Annotated in this window: 13 protein-coding genes and 1 tRNA gene; 5 read left to right on the top strand and 9 right to left on the bottom strand. The window is 71.9% G+C overall.

Going from position 1 to position 17,588, the window contains the following annotated elements; translation table 11 throughout:
• Positions 1–88: 88 nt before the first annotated feature.
• The 3 genes from groL to ACFQ53_RS16820 all read right to left on the bottom strand — a co-directional run bounded on the left by groL (position 89) and on the right by ACFQ53_RS16820 (position 3,037).
• Positions 89–1,726: a chaperonin GroEL gene (gene groL / locus ACFQ53_RS16830; RefSeq protein ID WP_249478794.1), complete on the bottom strand. Its 1,638-nt coding sequence runs from the start codon at positions 1,724–1,726 to the stop codon at positions 89–91.
• Positions 1,727–2,104: 378 nt separating this feature from the next.
• Positions 2,105–2,671: a LytR C-terminal domain-containing protein gene (locus tag ACFQ53_RS16825; RefSeq protein ID WP_377861840.1), complete on the bottom strand. Its 567-nt coding sequence runs from the start codon at positions 2,669–2,671 to the stop codon at positions 2,105–2,107.
• Between the two features lie 69 nt (positions 2,672–2,740).
• Complete coding sequence (locus tag ACFQ53_RS16820; protein WP_152351594.1) at positions 2,741–3,037, bottom strand: DUF3263 domain-containing protein; 297 nt, start codon at positions 3,035–3,037, stop codon at positions 2,741–2,743.
• Positions 3,038–3,136: 99 nt separating this feature from the next.
• Between ACFQ53_RS16820 and ACFQ53_RS16815 the strand changes: the two genes are divergently transcribed.
• The gene (locus ACFQ53_RS16815; protein WP_377861837.1) at positions 3,137–3,817 is read left to right on the top strand and encodes a uracil-DNA glycosylase; all 681 of its coding nucleotides are present in this window, start codon (positions 3,137–3,139) and stop codon (positions 3,815–3,817) included.
• Positions 3,818–3,898: 81 nt separating this feature from the next.
• On the top strand, positions 3,899–5,677 hold the full coding sequence (gene treS, locus ACFQ53_RS16810; protein WP_377861834.1) for a maltose alpha-D-glucosyltransferase: 1,779 nt from the start codon (positions 3,899–3,901) through the stop codon (positions 5,675–5,677).
• 24 nt (positions 5,678–5,701) lie between these two features.
• Here treS and ACFQ53_RS16805 read toward each other — a convergent pair whose 3' ends face one another.
• Complete coding sequence (locus ACFQ53_RS16805; protein ID WP_377861831.1) at positions 5,702–6,688, bottom strand: siderophore-interacting protein; 987 nt, start codon at positions 6,686–6,688, stop codon at positions 5,702–5,704.
• 222 nt (positions 6,689–6,910) lie between these two features.
• Between ACFQ53_RS16805 and ACFQ53_RS16800 the strand changes: the two genes are divergently transcribed.
• Entirely contained in the window at positions 6,911–8,293 is a 1,383-nt protein-coding gene (locus tag ACFQ53_RS16800; RefSeq protein WP_377861828.1) for a hypothetical protein, read from the top strand.
• Here the strand turns inward: ACFQ53_RS16800 and ppsA are convergent.
• A complete protein-coding gene (gene ppsA / locus ACFQ53_RS16795) occupies positions 8,278–10,725 on the bottom strand; it encodes a phosphoenolpyruvate synthase (RefSeq protein ID WP_377861824.1) in 2,448 nt (815 codons plus the stop codon). The genes ACFQ53_RS16800 and ppsA overlap by 16 nt on opposite strands.
• A 147-nt stretch (positions 10,726–10,872) precedes the next feature.
• Here ppsA and ACFQ53_RS16790 point away from each other — a divergent pair, with 147 nt between their 5' ends.
• Both ACFQ53_RS16790 and ACFQ53_RS16785 read left to right on the top strand, forming a co-directional pair.
• The gene (locus ACFQ53_RS16790; protein ID WP_377861821.1) at positions 10,873–12,318 is read left to right on the top strand and encodes a helix-turn-helix domain-containing protein; all 1,446 of its coding nucleotides are present in this window, start codon (positions 10,873–10,875) and stop codon (positions 12,316–12,318) included.
• A 121-nt stretch (positions 12,319–12,439) separates the two neighbouring features.
• Positions 12,440–13,945 carry a glyceraldehyde-3-phosphate dehydrogenase gene (locus ACFQ53_RS16785; RefSeq protein ID WP_377861818.1) on the top strand — a complete coding sequence of 502 codons (1,506 nt, stop codon included), beginning with the start codon at positions 12,440–12,442 and terminating at the stop codon, positions 13,943–13,945.
• 86 nt (positions 13,946–14,031) lie between these two features.
• Here the strand turns inward: ACFQ53_RS16785 and ACFQ53_RS16780 are convergent.
• The 4 genes from ACFQ53_RS16780 to ACFQ53_RS16765 all read right to left on the bottom strand — a co-directional run bounded on the left by ACFQ53_RS16780 (position 14,032) and on the right by ACFQ53_RS16765 (position 17,484).
• A tRNA-Thr gene (locus ACFQ53_RS16780) sits at positions 14,032–14,103 on the bottom strand.
• Between the two features lie 84 nt (positions 14,104–14,187).
• Entirely contained in the window at positions 14,188–14,961 is a 774-nt protein-coding gene (locus tag ACFQ53_RS16775) for a DsbA family protein (RefSeq protein WP_377861815.1), read from the bottom strand.
• Between the two features lie 160 nt (positions 14,962–15,121).
• Positions 15,122–17,293, bottom strand: coding sequence for a serine/threonine-protein kinase (locus tag ACFQ53_RS16770; RefSeq protein WP_377861812.1), 2,172 nt, complete (start codon positions 17,291–17,293; stop codon positions 15,122–15,124).
• Between the two features lie 44 nt (positions 17,294–17,337).
• Positions 17,338–17,484, bottom strand: coding sequence for a hypothetical protein (locus ACFQ53_RS16765; RefSeq protein WP_377861809.1), 147 nt, complete (start codon positions 17,482–17,484; stop codon positions 17,338–17,340).
• Positions 17,485–17,588: the final 104 nt, after the last annotated feature.

Below are 17,588 nucleotides of genomic sequence, written 5' to 3'. Positions count from 1 at the left end.
TGACCATGAAGGTCACGCGGCCGCGCCGTGCGATGAAGCGTTCGCGATCGCTGAAGCGATCACCGCCGGGCAGCTGCCCGGCGGCGGATCACATCATGCCGCCCATGCCTCCCATGCCGCCCATGTCGCCGCCGCCGGCAGCCGGGGCCTCGGGCTCCGGCTTGTCGGCCACGACGGCCTCGGTGGTGAGGAACAGACCGGCGATCGAGGCCGCGTTCTGCAGCGCAGAGCGGGTGACCTTGACCGGGTCGATGATGCCCGCGGTCAGCAGGTCCTCGTACTCGCCGGAGGCGGCGTTCAGGCCCTGGCCGATCGGCAGGTTCTTGACCTTCTCCGCGACGACGCCGCCCTCGAGACCGGCGTTCACGGCGATCTGCTTGAGCGGGGCCTCGATGCCGACGGACACGATGCCCGCACCCGTCGCCTCGTCGCCCTCGAGCGCGAGCTTGGCGAAGGTGTCCTTGCCCGCCTGCAGCAGCGCGACGCCGCCACCGGCGACGACGCCCTCCTCGACGGCCGCCTTCGCGTTGCGCACGGCGTCCTCGATGCGGTGCTTGCGCTCCTTGAGCTCGACCTCGGTCGCGGCGCCGGCCTTGATGACGGCCACGCCGCCGGCCAGCTTCGCGAGGCGCTCCTGGAGCTTCTCGCGGTCGTAGTCCGAGTCGGAGTTCTCGATCTCGGTGCGGATCTGCTTGACGCGACCGGCAATCCGGTCGGCCTCGCCCGCGCCCTCGACGATGGTGGTCTCGTCCTTGGTGACGACGACCTTGCGCGCCTGGCCGAGCAGCTCGAGGCCCGCGGTCTCGAGCTTGAGGCCGACCTCCTCGGAGATGACCTGGCCGCCGGTGAGGATCGCCATGTCCTCGAGCATCGCCTTGCGGCGGTCGCCGAAGCCGGGGGCCTTGACGGCGACGGACTTGAAGGAGCCCTTGAGCTTGTTGACGACGAGGACCGCGAGGGCCTCGCCCTCGACGTCCTCGGAGAGGATCGCGAGCGGCTTGCCGGCCTGGATGACCTTCTCCAGCAGCGGCAGCAGGTCCTTGACGTTCGAGATCTTCGAGTTCATCAGGAGGATGTACGGGTCCTCGAGGACCGCCTCCTGGCGCTCGGCGTCGGTGACGAAGTAGGGCGAGAGGTAGCCCTTGTCGAAGCGCATGCCCTCGGTGAGCTCCAGCTCGAGGCCCATGGTGTTGGACTCCTCGACCGTGATCACGCCCTCCTTGCCGACCTTGTCGAGGGCCTCGGCGATGAGCTCGCCGATGGCCGGGTCGGCCGCCGAGATGCCGGCGGTGTGGGCGATCTGCTCCTTGGTCTCGATCTCCTTGGCCTGCGAGAGCAGGGTCTCGGAGACCGCGGCGACGGCCTTGTCGATGCCGCGCTTGAGAGCGATGGGGTTGGCGCCCGCGGCGACGTTGCGCAGGCCCTCCTTTACGAGGGCCTGGGCGAGGACGGTGGCGGTGGTGGTGCCGTCGCCCGCGATGTCGTCGGTCTTCTTGGCGACCTCCTTGACGAGCTCCGCGCCGATCTTCTCGTACGGGTCGTCGAGCTCGATCTCCTTGGCGATGGAGACGCCGTCGTTGGTGATGGTCGGTGCGCCCCACGACTTCTCGAGGACGACGTTGCGACCCTTGGGGCCGAGGGTGACCTTGACGGCGTCGGCGAGCTGGTTCATCCCGCGCTCGAGACCGCGCCGGGCCTCCTCGTCGTATGCGATGAGCTTGGCCATTGTGGAATCTCTCCCGTATCCGTGGTGTCCACCCGACCCTGTGCCCGCGACGGACGGCACCAGGCGCCGTGTTCACGTCACGCGGCGCCGGGTCCCTCACGGGGCCGGAATGCTCCTGGCTCTCCGCCGACGATCGCGCCCTTCCGGACGCTGTCACTCGTCGGCGTCGAGTGCCAGATCATCATAAGCACTCTCCCCCTCGGAGTGCTAACCCCTCCCACGGATTCCGCCGTCGGCGCATCCCTCGCACCTGCGAGCCCCTGGCACGCACGAGGGGCCGGCCACCGTACCCCGGTGACCGGCCCCTCATGCGGTGCCTGCTTGCATCGTCCGTTCGGCGCGCTCGTCGGCAGCGCCCGGCGAGACTCCTCGGAGTCCTCAGCCCTCGGGCTGCTCGACGGCGACGAAGGTGATGCGGTTGTCGTACTCGTCGCTCTGGCGGGCGTCGCCCGCGCCGACCTCGTCGGCCAGGGCCTGCGCAGAGGCCTTGTCCTCGTCGTCGCGGTAGAAGACGACGCTCTCCTGCTGGACGTTGTCCGCGGTGCCGATGCCGACCTTCGTCCAGCCGGCGTCCGTCAGGGACTTCTCCCAGGCGCCGGCCATGCCGGAGATCCCGCCGGCGTTCATCACCAGCACGGGGGTCGACTTGTCGGGCTCGGCCTGCTCCTCGCCGCCGCCGTCGGAGGCGTCATCGCTCTTCGACGAGTCCTCCTGCGAGCTCGCGGCCGTGGTGGGTGACTCGGCGCGGTCGTCCCCCGACTTCCCGAGCCCGCCGATGGTGAACAGCAGCACGAGCAGGACCACCACCGCGACGGCGATGATGATCAGGTAGACGAGGTTCTGGCGCCAGAACGACTCCTCGGCGCGATGCGCGCCGTGGTAGGCGACCTCGGTCGCCTCCTCGTCGAACTGGTCCGGAGGATAGGGGTACTCGGAATCTGCCACGGACCCATTGAACCAGCTCCGGGCCGACGGAGCGGGGAGCCACGCGCGGTGCGCGGGCGGCGTCCCGGCTCAGGCGGCGTGGCCGGCGTCGCTCGCGCTCACGCGCCGGGCGCGAAGCCGGTGCACCAGGGCGGGCGCGGCGCGCAGCGCCTCGGGGCGGTCGAGCAGCGCGTTCAGCCGCACGAAATAGGCGGTCGGGGTGAGAGCGAGCTCCTCACGGATCCGACGCTCCTTCGCGCCGACGTACCGGAAGGTCCGCTCCTCCATCGCGAGGATCGCGCGCTCCTGCGCCGTGAGCTCCGCGCTCTCGTCGAGCTCGGTGAGCTCGGCGGAGTTCTCGGCGGGGACGTCGGCGGAGGCGGGCATGGACCCACCCTACGGCCGGCCGACGGGCCGTCCGTCCCGGCGCGCCGCGGACCCGTCGGCCCGCCCTGGCTCCCTCGCTCCGCATGCCAGACTTGCCCCATGCCGCGCCCCCTCGCCGAGACCATCGCCCCCGACTGGGCCGAGGCCCTCTCCCCCGTCGAACCGGCGATCCATCAAATGGGCGACTTCCTGCGCGCCGAGACGGAGTCCGGGCGCGGATACCTGCCGACGGGCCAGAACGTGCTGCGCGCCTTCACCCGGCCGCTCGCCGACGTGCGCGTGCTCATCGTGGGCCAGGACCCGTACCCCACGCCCGGCCACCCGATCGGGCTGTCCTTCGCGGTCGAGGAGCACGTGCGGCCGCTCCCCCGCAGCCTGCAGAACATCTTCAAGGAGATGCAGGAGGACCTGGGGATCGTCCCCGCGCCGCACGGCGACCTCAGCGCCTGGCAGGACCAGGGCGCGCTCCTGCTGAACAGGGTGCTCACGGTGCAGCCGGGCTCCCCCGCCTCGCATCGGGGGAAGGGCTGGGAGGCGGTCACGGAGGCGGCGATCCGCGCCCTGGCTGCCCGCGGCGGACCGCTGGTGGCGATCCTGTGGGGTCGCGACGCGCAGAGCCTGCAGCCGATGCTGTCGCCGACGCCCTGCATCACGTCCCCGCACCCGAGCCCGCTCTCGGCCTCGCGCGGGTTCTTCGGGTCCCGTCCCTTCTCCCGCGCGAACGCCCTGCTGGAGCAGCAGGGGGCGGAGCCGATCGACTGGCGGGTCGTGCGGGACTGACGCCACCGGAGGCATGGCGCCGCGGCACCGTCCCGCCTACTGTGGGACGACCCGATCGGCGTCACTCCGGAGGATCGCGCGATGGCACTGAACCCCGCCCAGTTCACACCGCAGGGCCCCGGGGTCGACTACGACCCCCACTGGTACCGCAAGGCCGTGTTCTACGAGGTGCTGGTGCGCGGCTTCGCCGACGGCAACGGCGACGGCACGGGCGACTTCACGGGGCTCATCGAGCGCCTGGACTACCTGCAGTGGCTGGGCATCGACTGCCTGTGGCTGCCGCCCTTCTTCGCCTCCCCTCTGCGGGACGGCGGGTACGACATCTCCGACTACGGCGCGGTGCTGCCGGACTTCGGCTCCATCACCGACTTCGAGCGCCTGGTCTCCGAGGCCCACCGCCGGGGGATCCGCGTGATCATCGACCTGCCGATGAACCACACCTCGGACAAGCATCCGTGGTTCCTCGAGTCCCGCGCGGACCCGGAGGGGCCGTACGGCGACTTCTACGTCTGGTCGGACACGGACGAGAAGTACCGCGAGGCGCGCATCATCTTCGTGGACACGGAGGAGTCGAACTGGTCGTTCGACCCGGTCCGCCGCCAGTTCTTCTGGCACCGCTTCTTCTCCCACCAGCCGGACCTGAACTTCGAGAACCCCGCGGTGCGCGAGGCGATGCTCGACGTAGTGCGCTTCTGGCTGGACAAGGGCGTGGACGGCTTCCGGGCCGACGCCATCCCCTACCTCTTCGAGGAGGAGGGGACCGACGGCGAGAACCTTCCGGCGACCCACGCCTTCCTCGCCGATCTGCGCCGCTTCGTGGACGAGAGCTGGCCGGGCCGCGTGATCATCGCCGAGGCCAACCAGTGGCCCGAGGACGTCGTGGAGTACTTCGGCACCCCCGAGGATCCCGAATGCCACATGTGCTTCCACTTCCCCGTGATGCCGCGCCTGTTCTACGCGCTGCGGGAGGGCAGTGCCCGCCAGATCGTCGAGATCATGGCGCAGACCCCGGAGATCCCGCAGGGCGCTCAGTGGGGCACCTTCCTGCGCAACCACGACGAGCTCACCCTGGAGATGGTCACCGGCCAGGACCGCTCGGCGATGCTCGGCTGGTACGCGCCGGACGCTCGCATGCGTGCGAACGTCGGCATCCGGCGGCGCCTGGCGCCGCTGCTGGACAACTCCCGCTCGGAGATCGAGCTGATCCATGCCCTGCTGCTCTCGCTGCCGGGCTCTCCGTTCCTCTACTACGGGGATGAGATCGGCATGGGCGACAACATCTGGCTGACCGACCGCGACGCGGTGCGCACCCCGATGCAGTGGACGCCGGACCGCAACGCGGGCTTCAGCGACATCACCGACCCCGGCAAGCTGTACCTGCCGGTCATCCAGTCGCTCGTCTACCACTACGCGACCACGAACGTCGAGGCGCAGATGGCGCATTCGGGTTCGCTGCTGCACTTCGTGCGCTGGATGCTCGCGGTGCGCCGCGAGCATGACGCCTTCGGCATGGGCGCCTACCGGCACGTCGAGGCCGACAACGAGCGCGTGCTCGCCTTCACCCGCACCTACGACGGCGCGGACCACGGGGAGGAGGCCGACCAGCACGCCGAGACCCTGCTGTGCGTCTTCAACCTCTCCCCGCAGCCGGTGACCGCGCGCGTCGGGCTCGAGGGCCCGGGCCGACGGACCGTGCGCGACCTCTTCGGCGGCGCCGAGTTCCCCTCGCTCGGCGAGGACGGCACCCTGGACGTCATGCTCTCCGGCCACGGCTTCTACTGGCTGAAGGTGCGCCCCCTCGGCGAGCAGGGCGAGCCGATCACCCGGACCACGGCGATCCCGGTGATCGACCCGCAGTGACCGGCCCGGCGGTCGGCCCTGTGCTCAGCCCTCGGCCTTGCCGATCCGCCAGTACCCCATGAAGGCGACCTGCTTGCGGTCCACGCCGATCTCGCGCACGAGGTAGCGGCGCAGGCGCTTGACCACGCCCGCCTCGCCCGCGATCCACGCGTAGAACGGACGATCGTCGGGGTGGACCTCGGAGCTGCTGCCGTGGGCGGCCTGGGTGAGCTGCTGGGGGACCTCCCAGAGGATCGTGGAGTCGATGTCGACGTCCTCGAGCTCGACGCGATCGCCGGCCGCAGGGTCAGAGGGGAGGTCCGCGTCGGCCGCGACGGCTTCGCGCACGGCGGGCTCGAGCAGGGTGCCGTGCTCGGCGCCGTCGCGGGCGAGCCACACGACCTCTACGCCCGTCGGCCCCTCGAGATCCAGGCGGTCGGCGGCCGTCGGCACCTCGAGGAGGGCCCTGCCGCGCACGTCGGACCCGCGCAGGGAGTCGAGGATGGAGGCGATCGCCGGCACCGCGGTCTCGTCGCCGACGAGGAGCAGGTCCTTCGCGCCGCCGGGCTCGAACTCGATGCCGCCGCGGGACTGCTCCCCTCCGCGGCTGGGGCCGATGAGGTGCAGGCGCCCTCCGGGGCGCACGGCCTGCGCCCAGCTGCCGGCGGGGCCGCCGACGCCGTGCTCGTCGGTGTGCAGGACCATGTCGACGACGAGCTCGCGGGCGGCCTCGTCCCAGTCGCGGATCGTGTAGGTGCGCATGGCGCCGCGCACGTCCTCGTCGACCTGCAACCAGGCCTGGTACCAGGAGAGGTCGTCGCTCTGGTGGGTCTCGAGGAAGTCCACGAGATCGAAGGCGGGATCGCCCCCGCCGGGCGGGATGATGAGCTTGAAGCGCTGATCGAGCGGATGGTGGTCGATGCCGAACTCCGCCATGCCCTCACCGCCCAGCACCACGCGGCGGAAGGCGGGGGTCAGATCCTCGACGCGGAGGACCTCGGCGAGATGGGCGGTGGTGGACGGACGCGGCACAGCGGCTCCTTCGGACGTGCGGGCGGGCAGCGCGGGGCTGCGGGGCGGAACAGCAGCGCGTCCGACCATTGTGCCAGGCAAGGCTGCCCTCACTGAAGGCCGGCGGAGGGTCCGCCAGGTCACATCCGGCTCGACCGGTCGACCGGGGCGTGTGGCATCCTCGGTGACTGCGCACAGCGCCGCCCTCGCCGCGCGCACGGCGCCCACCGACAGGAGAACGATGTGAACGAGACCCCCCGGTCACCCGCCGAGGAGGCCCAGGATCCGAGCACCTCGCCCGAGAGGCTGATGGAGCTCACCGAGCGGCACCCCCAGCTGCACGGACTCCTGGTCGAGAACCCCTCCTGCCCGGACGTGGCGCGGCAGTGGATCCTCGCGACCAACGCGCGCGTGCGCGCGAAGCAGCAGGCGCAGCAGACCGACGCGGCGGAGCCCGACCAGGCGCAGCAGGCAGCTCCTGATCCGGACGGCGATCTCGCGGACACCGGCGACGTGCTCGCCACCCGGCAGATCCAGCGCACCGACTCCACGGACCCCGCCCCCGCGGCCCCCGAGGGCGACGACGGCCCGCCCACCCAGGCCATGGCGCCCTCCGACGCCCCCACTCCCCTGCGCCGCGAGCCGGCCCGGCCCGCCGCGGAGGGTGCGTCGGGCCAGGAACCGCCGACCGCGCCTGGTGGAGATCCCGACGCGCAGTCGGCATGGGGCCTGCCGCCGGTCGCGGACGCCCCGGCGTCGGCCCCCGCCCTGCCGCCGATCAAGCCGCCGCAGGAGCACCCGGTGGCAGAGCCCGCCGCCTCGAGCGGCACTGTGCGCCACGTGAAGCCCGACGGCGGGGTCGTCCCGCTCGGGCCCGCCGCCTCGGCCCCGTCGATGCCTTCGCCCTCGCAGTCGGCCCCCGCATCGGACCAGGGCTACGGCTACCCGGCTCCGGCCCCGACCGCGAACTTCGAGGAGCCCGTGCAGGCCGGAGCCGCCTACGCCGGACATGACGAGTACGACGAGCAGGACGGGCACGACGACGGCGGGGACGAGGACTCGGGCCGCAGCCGCGCCACCTGGTGGGCGTGCGGCGGCTGCCTGCTGCTCGCCCTGATCGTCGCGCTGGTGGCGATCTTCGGCCTGCGCTCCTTCTTCTCCGGCGGGGACGACGAGTCCGCGCAGCAGACCAGCGCGAGCTCGTCGGCATCGAAGGAGCCCTCGGAGAAGCCCAGCGAGTCGAAGACCGAGACGTCGACCGAGGCCGAGGACAAGTCCCCTGCGCCCGACGATGCGAAGGACCTCAACCGCGTGGTCTCCCCCACCGGCAACATCACCTGCAGCCTGGACGACGACTCGGTGGGCTGCTCGCTGGACGACCGCTCCTTCGGCGGCGACAGCGAGGACTGCTCCTCGGGCCCGTTCTCGATCGGCGTCGCCGACGAGAAGGCGGACCTGCAGTGCGGCACGACCTTCGGCGGGGACTCCCCGACGACCCTCGCCTACGACGAGAGCGCCGCTCAGGGCGACACCGCCTGCCGCAGCGAGTCGGACGGCATGACCTGCTGGAACGTGAAGACAGGCCACGGGTTCACCGTCGCGAAGTCGGGTTACGAGACCTTCTGACCCGCGATCCGCATCCAGGTGTCCACGACGGTGTCGGGGTTCAGCGAGATCGAGCCGATGCCGGCGCGCCGCAGGCGCTCGGCGAGCTCGGGATGGTCGCTCGGGGCCTGACCGCAGATCCCGACGTACTTCCCGCGCTCGCGGCACGCGCGGATCGCGAGGTCGATGAGCTGCAGCACCGCGGGGTCGCGCTCGTCGAAGGAGTCCGCGACGAGCGCTGAATCGCGATCGATGCCCAGGGTCAGCTGGGTGAGGTCGTTCGAGCCGATGGAGAAGCCGTCCACGTGCTCGAGGAACGCCGGGGCGTTCAGCGCGTTCGCGGGGATCTCGCACATCATCACGATCTGCAGCCCGTCCTTCCCGCGCTCGAGTCCGTGGGAGGCCAGGCGCTCGACGACGCCCCGGGCCTCGTCGGGCGTGCGCACGAACGGGATCATGATCCGCAGGTTCTCCAGGCCCATGTCCTCGCGCACCCGCCGCAGCGCCTCGCACTCGAGGGCGAAGGCCTCGGCGAACTGCTCGGAGAGGTAGCGGGAGGCGCCGCGGAACCCGATCATCGGGTTCTCCTCGTCGGGCTCGAAGGCCTCGCCGCCCACCAGCCCGGCGTACTCGTTGGACTTGAAGTCGCTCAGGCGCACGATCACCGGGCGCGGCGCGAAGGCCGCGGCGATGGTCGCGACGCCCTCCGCGAGGCGCCGCACGAAGAACTCCCGCGGGGAGGCGTCGGCGCTGGTCGCGCGCTCGATCTGCTCCTGCACCCCGGCGCCCTGGTGCTCGGGGTCCAGGAGGGCGAGCGGGTGGATGCCGATCTGGCGGTTGATGACGAACTCCATCCGCGCGAGGCCCACGCCGGCGCTCGCCAGGGCCGCCGCGGAGAGCGCGAGATCGGGGTTGGCGAGGTTCAGCATGAGGTCCACGTCGATCTCGGGCAGCTCCCCCACCTCGATCGTCTCGACGTCGGTCTCCAGCAGCCCCTCGAGCACGAGTCCGGTCTCGCCGTCGGCGCAGGAGACGGTGACCTCCCGGCCGTCCTCCAGCAGGCGCGTCGCGTCGCCCGTCCCGACCACGGCGGGGATGCCGAGCTCGCGGGCGATGATCGCCGCGTGGCAGGTGCGGCCGCCGCGGTCCGTGACGATCGCGGCCGCTCGCTTCATGATCGGCTCCCAGTCGGGGTCGGTCATCGAGGCCACGAGCACGTCCCCGGGGCGGAAGTCGTGCATCCGGCTGGGGTCCTCGAGGCGCCGCACGGCGCCCTTGCCGATCCTCTGGCCGATCGCGCGGCCCTCGACGAGCACGGGCGCCTCGCCCACCCGGCGGTGGCGCTCGATGGTGCCGGCGGCGCGGCGCGAGACCACGGTCTCGGGACGGGCCTGGAGGATGTGCAGGGTGCCGTCGGCGCCGTCCTTGCCCCATTCGATGTCCATCGGACGCCCGTAGTGCTCCTCGATGACCAGGGCGATGCGGGCGAGCTCGGCGACCTCCCGGTCGCTCAGCGAGAAGCGTCCGCGCTCCTCGGGCTCGGTGGGCTCGAAGGCCGTGGTGCGGCCGACGCGCGCATCGTCCGTGAACACCATCTTCCGGTCCTTGCCGCCCAGGTGGCGGCGCACGATCGCCGGGCGCCCCGCGCGCAGGCCGGGCTTGTGGACGGTGAACTCGTCGGGGTCGACGGCGCCCTGGACCACGCCCTCCCCGAGGCCGTGGGCGCTCGTGATGAACACGGCGTCCTCGAAGCCGGACTCGGTGTCCAGGGTGAACATGACGCCGGCGGAGGCGAGATCGGAGCGCACCATGCGCTGGATGCCCACGGAGATCGCGACCTCGTCGTGGAGGAAGCCGTGGTGGACGCGGTAGGCGATCGCGCGGTCGGTGAACAGGGAGGCGAAGACCTTCCTCACCGCGTCGAGCACGGCGTCGATCCCGCGCACGTTGAGGTAGGTGTCCTGCTGCCCGGCGAAGGAGGCGTCGGGGAGGTCCTCGGCGGTCGCGCTCGACCGCACCGCGAAGGAGGTGGCGTCCGCCCCCGCGGGCCCGTCCTGCTCGAGGCGGGCGAAGGCCTTGCGCACGGCCTCCTCGAGCTCGGGCGCGAGCGGCGCGTTCTCGACGCGCTCGCGGATGCGGGCGCCGACGCGGGCGAGGGCGGTGGTGTCCTCGACGTCGAGCTGCGCCAGCTGCGCGCTGATCTCGTCGGTGAGGCCGGTGGCGGCCATGTGCAGGCGGAAGGCGTCGGCGGTCGTCGCGATGCCGCCGGGCACCCGCACCCCCAGGTCCGCAAGAGCGCCGAGCATCTCGCCGAGCGAGGCGTTCTTGCCGCCCACGCGGGCGAGGTCGTCCAGGCCCACCGATTCGAGCGGGAGCACCAGGTCTCCCGGGTCATTGCTCCCGAGGGCGGAAGCGGTGGCAGGGGCGGGGCGCGTCGTCAGCTGCGTCATCATCGTGCCTTTCGTGGGGCGGACCGGGAGGATCTCCCGGCCGGGTCGACGGGGCGTCCGTCGGCCGTGGAACCACTCTGAGGTCCCCCTCGGCCGCAGAACACGAGAGATTCGATCGAAGATCGGCGATTCTTCACGTATGCTCAAAACATGAGAGTCGACGACGACCGCACGCGGGTGATGGGCGCCCGCATCCGGCATTTCCGCTCCCGAGCGGGCCTCACCCTCGCGGACCTCGCCGGGCAGCTGGGCACCACCGCGAGCACCCTGTCCCTCGTCGAGAACGGCAAGCGCGCGGTGCGCGCGCCGGAGATGCCAGGGATCGCCGCGGCCCTCGGCGTCGACGTCGTGGACCTGCTCTCCGAGGAGCCGCCGGATGCCCGCTCCGCTCTCGAGCTCGAGCTCGCGCGCCTGCAGGCCGGACCCCAGTTCGCCGCGCTCGGCGTGCCGCCGGTGAGGATCTCGCGCACGCTCCCCCACGACGCCCTCGCGGCGCTCGTGAGGACCCTGCAGGAGCTGGACCGCAAGGCCCTCGAGGCCACGGCCACGCCCGAGGAGGCGCGCCGCGCGAACACCGAGCTGCGGCGCTGGATGCGCGAGCAGGACAACCATCTGCCCGCGATCGAGGCGGCGGCCGAGGAGATCGTCGCCGTCGCGGGCCACGAGGTCGGGGCGCTCACCCACCGCGAGGTCGCGCTGATGGCCGAGCACCTGGGATTCCGCCTGCTGCACGTGGACGATCTGCCGCGCTCCACCCGCACCATCACCGACCTCGAGCAGGGGCGCATCTACCTGCCGCCGTCCTCCATCCCCGGCGGCAACGGCCTGCGCTCGATGGCGCTGCAGGCCATGGCGCACCGCGTGCTCGACCACACCCCGCCCTCGTCCTACGAGGAGTTCCTGCGCCAGCGCCTGGAGATCGCCTACTTCGCCGCCTGCTGCCTCATGCCCGAGCGGCAGGCGACGGACTTCCTCAGCGACGCGAAGCAGCGCCGCGACCTCGCCGTCGAGGACTTCCGCGACGCCTTCGGCGTCACCCACGAGCAGGCGGCCCTGCGGATGACGAACCTGCTGACCGCCCATCACGGGGTGCGGGTGCACTTCCTGCGGGTCGGGGCCGACGGCGAGATCCACAAGGCCTACGAGAACGACGACCTGCCGATCCCCACCGACGTCACCGGCGCGGTCGAGGGCCAGATCGTGTGCCGCAAGTGGGTCGCGCGCCGCGCGGGGCACCGCGGGAACCGCACCACCGAGAACCACCAGTACACCGACACCGTGGGCGGCACCTTCTGGTCGTCCACCCAGACCGGCTCCGGCCCCCACGGCGCCTTCTCGATCACCTTCGGCGTGGGCTTCGACGACGCCAAGTGGTTCCGCGGCCGCGCGACGCGACAGCGCCAGGTCTCCACCTGCCCCGACGAGTCGTGCTGTACCCGGCCCCCGGCCGGCCTCGCCGATCGCTGGGCCGACGCCGCCTGGCCGAGCGCGCGCATGCACACCCAGGTGCTCGCCGCCCTGCCCTCGGGCCGCTTCCCCGGCGTCGACGACACGGAGGTCTTCGAGTTCCTCGAGCGCCACGCCGCGATGGACTGAGGCGCAGGTTTTTCCCGCGGCGCAAGAAGACCCGATCTTCATGCGCCGGGAGACCTCCATCGACCCTGGTCGCGAGCCAGTCTTGAGGGACCACGCCCGCTCGTCCCGAGGAGGACCTCCCGTGCATCACGCCCCCGCCGACCCCGAGGATCGGCTGTCCCTCGCGGAGTCGATGATCCCGATCATCGGGTCCCTGCACCGCAGCCGCCACGTGGTGGTGACGATCCACGGGCGGCGGCTCGTGGACCTCTCCGCCCGCCAGATCCTCAAGGCCCACCGCTTCGCCCGCCACATCGACGGCCGCGAGCTCGATCCCGCGCAGACCTTCCCCCTGCTGCAGTTGCTCTCCGCGATGGATCCCCCGCCCTGCGCGGTCGACCTCGCCTCCCTCCTCAGCCTGGCCGGCGAGGAGGGCGACGGTTCGCGCCAGGTCCTGGACGGCCTGCTGCGCGAGGAGGTCGCACGGATCGGCCCTGCCGAGGTGCCTCCGCAGCGGGACGTCGTGCTCTACGGCTTCGGGCGCATCGGTCGCCTCCTGGCCCGCATCCTGCTCGCGCGCTCCGCGGGAGCGGGCGGGCTGCGTCTGCGCGCGGTCGTGGTGCGGCCCGGCGCTCCGGGGGACCTCCAGAAGCGCGCGAGCCTGCTGCGCCGCGACAGCGTGCACGGCCCCTTCGACGGCACCATCGTGGTGGACGAGGAGCGGCGGATGCTGATCGCGAACGAGGTCGAGATCCAGGTGATCGAGTCGGACGCCCCGGTCCGGGTCGACTATCGTGCCCACGGCATCGACGAGGCGATCGTCGTGGACACCACCGGACGCTGGCGCGACCGCGACGGCCTCGCCCAGCACCTGCGCTCCCCCGGCGCGGAGCGCGTGCTGCTCACCGCGCCGGGCACGGGCGACGTGCCCAACATCGTGCACGGCGTGAACGAGGAGCAGATCGGGGATCACCGCATCCTCGCCGCGGCCTCCTGCACCACGAACGCGGTCGCCCCGGTGCTGAAGGCGCTCCACGAGCACTGCGGCGTCGAGAAGGGGCACGTGGAGACCGTGCACTCCTTCACGAACGACCAGAACCTCACCGACAACTTCCACCGCGCCGATCGGCGCGGCCGGGCGGCGACGCTCAACATGGTCATCGCCGAGACCGGCGCCGCCCGCGCCGTCGGCGCCGCCTACCCCGCGCTCGAGGGCCGGCTCACCGGCAGCGCGATCCGGGTCCCCGTGCCGAACGTGTCGCTCGCCGTGCTGAACCTGCGCCTCGGCGAGGGCGCCGCGGGGATCGGGCGCGAGGACCTCAACGCCTTCCTGCGCGAGACCTCGCTCGCCTCGCCGCTGCGCCGGCAGGTGGACTTCATCGAGTCGCCCGAGTTCGCCTCGAGCGACGCGCTCGGCTCGCGCAAGGCGGGGATCGTCGACGGCCTCGCGACCATCGCCGACGGCACGGGGGACGCCGTGCTCTACGTCTGGTACGACAACGAGCACGGCTACTGCCGCCAGGTGGTGCGGGTCCTCGAGTCGATGAGCGGCGTGCGCCTGCCGAGCATCCCCCGGGGAGCCGTCGACCGTGCCCGGGCCCGCGTGCGCGAGGCCGGTCGATCCTCGCTGCAGGTCGCGGGGATCTGAGACGACGACGGCGGGCCCGCGCAAGAACAGCCCCTCGCCACTGGGCACCATGTGCGGTGCACCTCCGGCGAGGGGCTGTGTCGCTGAGCTGGAGACGAGATTCGAACTCGCAACCGCCTGTTTACAAGACAGGTGCGCTACCGTTGCGCCACTCCAGCGGATGCCCGGACGACTGCGGTCCGGCACCCCGAAAGGGTACCGGACCGCAGGCGTCGGGCGCGATCGACGAGGTCCGAGGGCGCTCAGCCCTTGGCCGCGTCCTCGACGGTCTTGAGGAACACGCCCTCCTGGCTCCACTTGGTGGAGTCGAGGACCGTGTCGTCGACCTTCACGTACGGCGTGCCGCCGCCGTCGGCATCCTTCTTCGCCGCCGGCTCGACCACGTTCCGCACCCACGACTTGTACGTGCTCTTGTCGATGCAGCTGGAGACGGAGTCGCTCGCCCCGGCCTTCTTCGCGTACTCCGCGAGCTGGTCGTTGCTCAGTCCGGCGCTGCCCTCGGCGGGCTGGTTGTCGAACAGCGCGGTCTGGAAGTCCATGAAATTGTCGGGATCATCGTTGTAGACGCAGGCCGCGGCGTTCGCGGCGCGCGTCGAGTAGTCACCCGTCGTCGAGTTCCCGTCGAGGAAGCGCCGGGTGTAGAGGTGCACCGTCGCCTCCTTCTTGTCGATGATGGTGCGCAGGTCCTTGCCGTTGGTCTCCTCGAACTGGCCGCAGATCGGGCACATGAAGTCCACGTGCAGCTCGACCACGGGCTTGCCCGAGTCCTCGGGCGCGCCGAGCGAGTAGTACGGCTGCCCCTCCGGGATCCCCTGGGGCGTCGCGACGGGGCCCTCGGGTCGGTTCGCATTCCAGATCAGGTAGCCGACGCCGCCTGCGATGAGGAGCACGACCACGACGACCGCGGCGATCACGGCGGTGCGGACGTTGCGCTGACGCTTGAGCTCCGCCTGGCGCTGCTGGCGGATCGCCTCGCGCTGGGCCTCGCGGCGATCCTGGGCGTTCGATGCGGCCATGATCCTCCTCGGATCCTTCTCGTCGCCACGCGGGCGACGGGTCTGGGTCGTGCGCGCCGGGTCTCATCCCGGACGCGCCGCGCAGTCTACCGACGGGTCCTGATCGTGCCTGGAGGGTCGTGGCGGCGATCACCGTCGGCCCGCCGGCCGGCTGCTGCGCTCAGCGCCAGAAGGCGATCCGATCCAGCGTCGGCAGGTTGTAGAAGGGCAGGTAGTCGATGGATCCTCCCCGTGCGACGGCCACGGAGACGATCGCGCCGAGAAGGAGCACGAGCAGCACGCCCACGACCAGGCTCCACACGGTGTCGGGCGTCGCGGCCTCGACGACCCGGTGCGCGCCGTCGCGGGTGGTGCGCGCGCCGATCCCGACCCAGACCAGCAGCACCGTGATCGCCATGGCGACGGCGAAGGCGACCGCGTCGGGCGGCTGGACCCCGCGCAGGAGCACGAAGCCCGCGTCGACGGCCATGCCGACGAGGAGCCCCAGGATCAGCGGGAACAGCGCCTGCAGGGCGGTGACGACGAGGCCGAGGACGAAGCGGAAGGGCGCGGCGAAGCCGGCGGCGGTCCGTGCCGCCCCGCTCGCCGATCCCCGGGAGCGCCGGGAGAGGACGGTGCGGTGCGACTGCTCCCAGGTGCGGGCGAGCGCACCGAAGAGCAGCAGGAGCGCGAGCGAGACGTAGGGCGCGATCGCGGCGAGGGCCACGAGGATCAGGTTCCCGATCCACACGATGATGCGGCGCCGCGGGGGCGGTGGCTGCTGCCACGCGCCGTACGGATCGGCGAGGGCGTCGCCGGGCTGCTGCTGCATCTGCTGCGGCGGGAACTGCTGGGCCTGCTGCGGTTGCTGCGGCTGCTGGGCGGCGGGTTCCCAGGGCTGCATCGCGGGCTGCTGCACCTGCTGCTGAGGCGCAGGGCGCGGCGGATCAGCCACGGGCGCCATGCGCTCCGTCGGCGGCTCACGGCGCACAGGCCCGCGGACGCTGTCGTACCCGGCCTCGCTCCCGGCGTCGCTCCCGGCCGAGATGGCCTCGGTGGGCTGGGCCGATTCGCGGCTCGCCGGCGCCTCGTCGGGCACGACGGGGAATGCACGCGTCGGGTTCTGGACGACGGGGATGACCTCGGTCGCAGGATCGGCCCCGGCCGGGGCCGAGGTCGCAGGGAGAGCCTCAGTGCGATCCGGGTCGCCGGCCGGTCGGGAGCCGGCGGATCCGGCGGGTCCGGCGGGTCCGGCGGCGAACGCCTCGGTCGCATCGGGGTCCGACGGGGAGGCTGCGGTCAGCATCTCGGTCGCGGGCTCCCCTTCTCCGCCGACCCGTTCGTCGGAAGGTTCTCCGGACGCGCCCTCGATGTCGTCCCCCGCGCCGTGCGCCGACGTGCCCGCGGCCACAGCACCTGTCGCTCCCCCGGCGGTGATCGCCTCGGTGGCGCCGGCGTCCTCATAGCGGTCGAGGTCGAGGGCGTCGAGGCGTTCGCGCAGCTCGCGGGGGCTGGGGCGGCCGGCGGGGTCGGAGCGGAGGGCATCGCGGAACCACTGGGCGAGCTCGACGGGGACGCCGTCGACGTCGATCTCGCCGCGCTCGGCGCGCAGGAGCACCAGGTCGGCGCGCCCGCTGCCGTAGGGCTCGCGGCCGGTGGCTGCGAAGGCGAGCATCGCGGCGAGTGCCCACCAGTCGCCGGCCTCACCGGTGCGGTTGCTGCGCATGACCTCCGGATCGAGGTACGCAGCTGTGCCCATGACCAGGCCTGTCGAAGTGAGGCGGGATTCCTCGGCGGCGACGGCGATGCCGAAGTCGATGATGACGGGGTCGAGGCCGTAGCCGTCGGGGTCGTAGCCGAGGAGGTCCTCGGTGCGTGCGCCGCGCAGCAGCACGTTGGAGGGCTTGAGGTCGCGGTGGACGACGCCGGAGGCGTGGATGTCGTCGAGGGATTCGGACAGGACGATGCCGAGCTCGCGGACGAGCTCGGGGTGGAGGCCGCCGTTGTTCCGCACGGCGTCCTCGAGGGTGGGGCCGGGGACGAACTCGGTGACGACGAATGCGTCGGGCGATTCGAGCTCGGCATCGAGGATGCGCACGATGTTGTCGTTGTGGACGAGGCGCTGGGCGCTGACCTCGCGGGCGAGGCGCTCGCGGGCGCGGGGGTCGTCGGCGATGTCATGGCGCAGGAGCTTGATGGCGACCTCGTTGCCGTCAGCATCGTGCGCACGGTAGACGATGCCCATGCCACCTGCGCCGATGCGTTCGTGCACCTGGTATCCGGAGTCCTCCTCCAGGGTCACCAGGCGAGGGTCGCGCCGCGCGTAAGGGGCGGTGTGCTGCTCGTCCGACATGGTCGCCATGCTAGTCATGCGGGCCTGCCAGTCCGCCGACCTCGTCAGAAGGGCGGGTCGCAGGTCGTTCTCGCGGTCGGGGCCGGTGGTCGGGGCGGGTCGGCGTCGACGGCGAGATCGGGTGCGTGTGCGGTGGTGGTGAGGTGCTGGTTCCAGGCGGTCTCGAGCTCGCGGACGATGAGCGGGGTCATCAGATCGCCCGGGCGTGTCAGATGGTCTGTGTAAGTCCTGACTGAAGGGACCGAGACAATCATGACCATGACCGATGAGAACGAGCGGGAGACGCGCACGGGAG

The sequence above is a fragment of the Brachybacterium sp. NPDC056505 genome, assembly GCF_042794925.1.
GTDB classification, from domain to species: domain Bacteria; phylum Actinomycetota; class Actinomycetes; order Actinomycetales; family Dermabacteraceae; genus Brachybacterium; species Brachybacterium kimchii.
The sequence above is the reverse complement of the archived record's forward strand: the minus strand, read 5'-3'. Positions and strand labels throughout refer to the sequence as shown.

Excerpts from the sequence above, each read along its gene's own strand:
- ACFQ53_RS16790 (WP_377861821.1), top strand. The coding sequence starts at position 10,873 with ATGAGAGTCGACGACGACCGCACGCGGGTGATGGGCGCCCGCATCCGG.
- ACFQ53_RS16770 (WP_377861812.1), bottom strand. The coding sequence starts at position 17,293 with ATGTCGGACGAGCAGCACACCGCCCCTTACGCGCGGCGCGACCCTCGC.
- ppsA (WP_377861824.1), bottom strand. The coding sequence starts at position 10,725 with ATGATGACGCAGCTGACGACGCGCCCCGCCCCTGCCACCGCTTCCGCC.
- ACFQ53_RS16820 (WP_152351594.1), bottom strand. The coding sequence starts at position 3,037 with ATGCCCGCCTCCGCCGACGTCCCCGCCGAGAACTCCGCCGAGCTCACC.
- treS (WP_377861834.1), top strand. The coding sequence starts at position 3,899 with ATGGCACTGAACCCCGCCCAGTTCACACCGCAGGGCCCCGGGGTCGAC.
- ACFQ53_RS16815 (WP_377861837.1), top strand. The coding sequence starts at position 3,137 with ATGCCGCGCCCCCTCGCCGAGACCATCGCCCCCGACTGGGCCGAGGCC.
- ACFQ53_RS16765 (WP_377861809.1), bottom strand. The coding sequence starts at position 17,484 with ATGACCCCGCTCATCGTCCGCGAGCTCGAGACCGCCTGGAACCAGCAC.
- ACFQ53_RS16775 (WP_377861815.1), bottom strand. The coding sequence starts at position 14,961 with ATGGCCGCATCGAACGCCCAGGATCGCCGCGAGGCCCAGCGCGAGGCG.
- groL (WP_249478794.1), bottom strand. The coding sequence starts at position 1,726 with ATGGCCAAGCTCATCGCATACGACGAGGAGGCCCGGCGCGGTCTCGAG.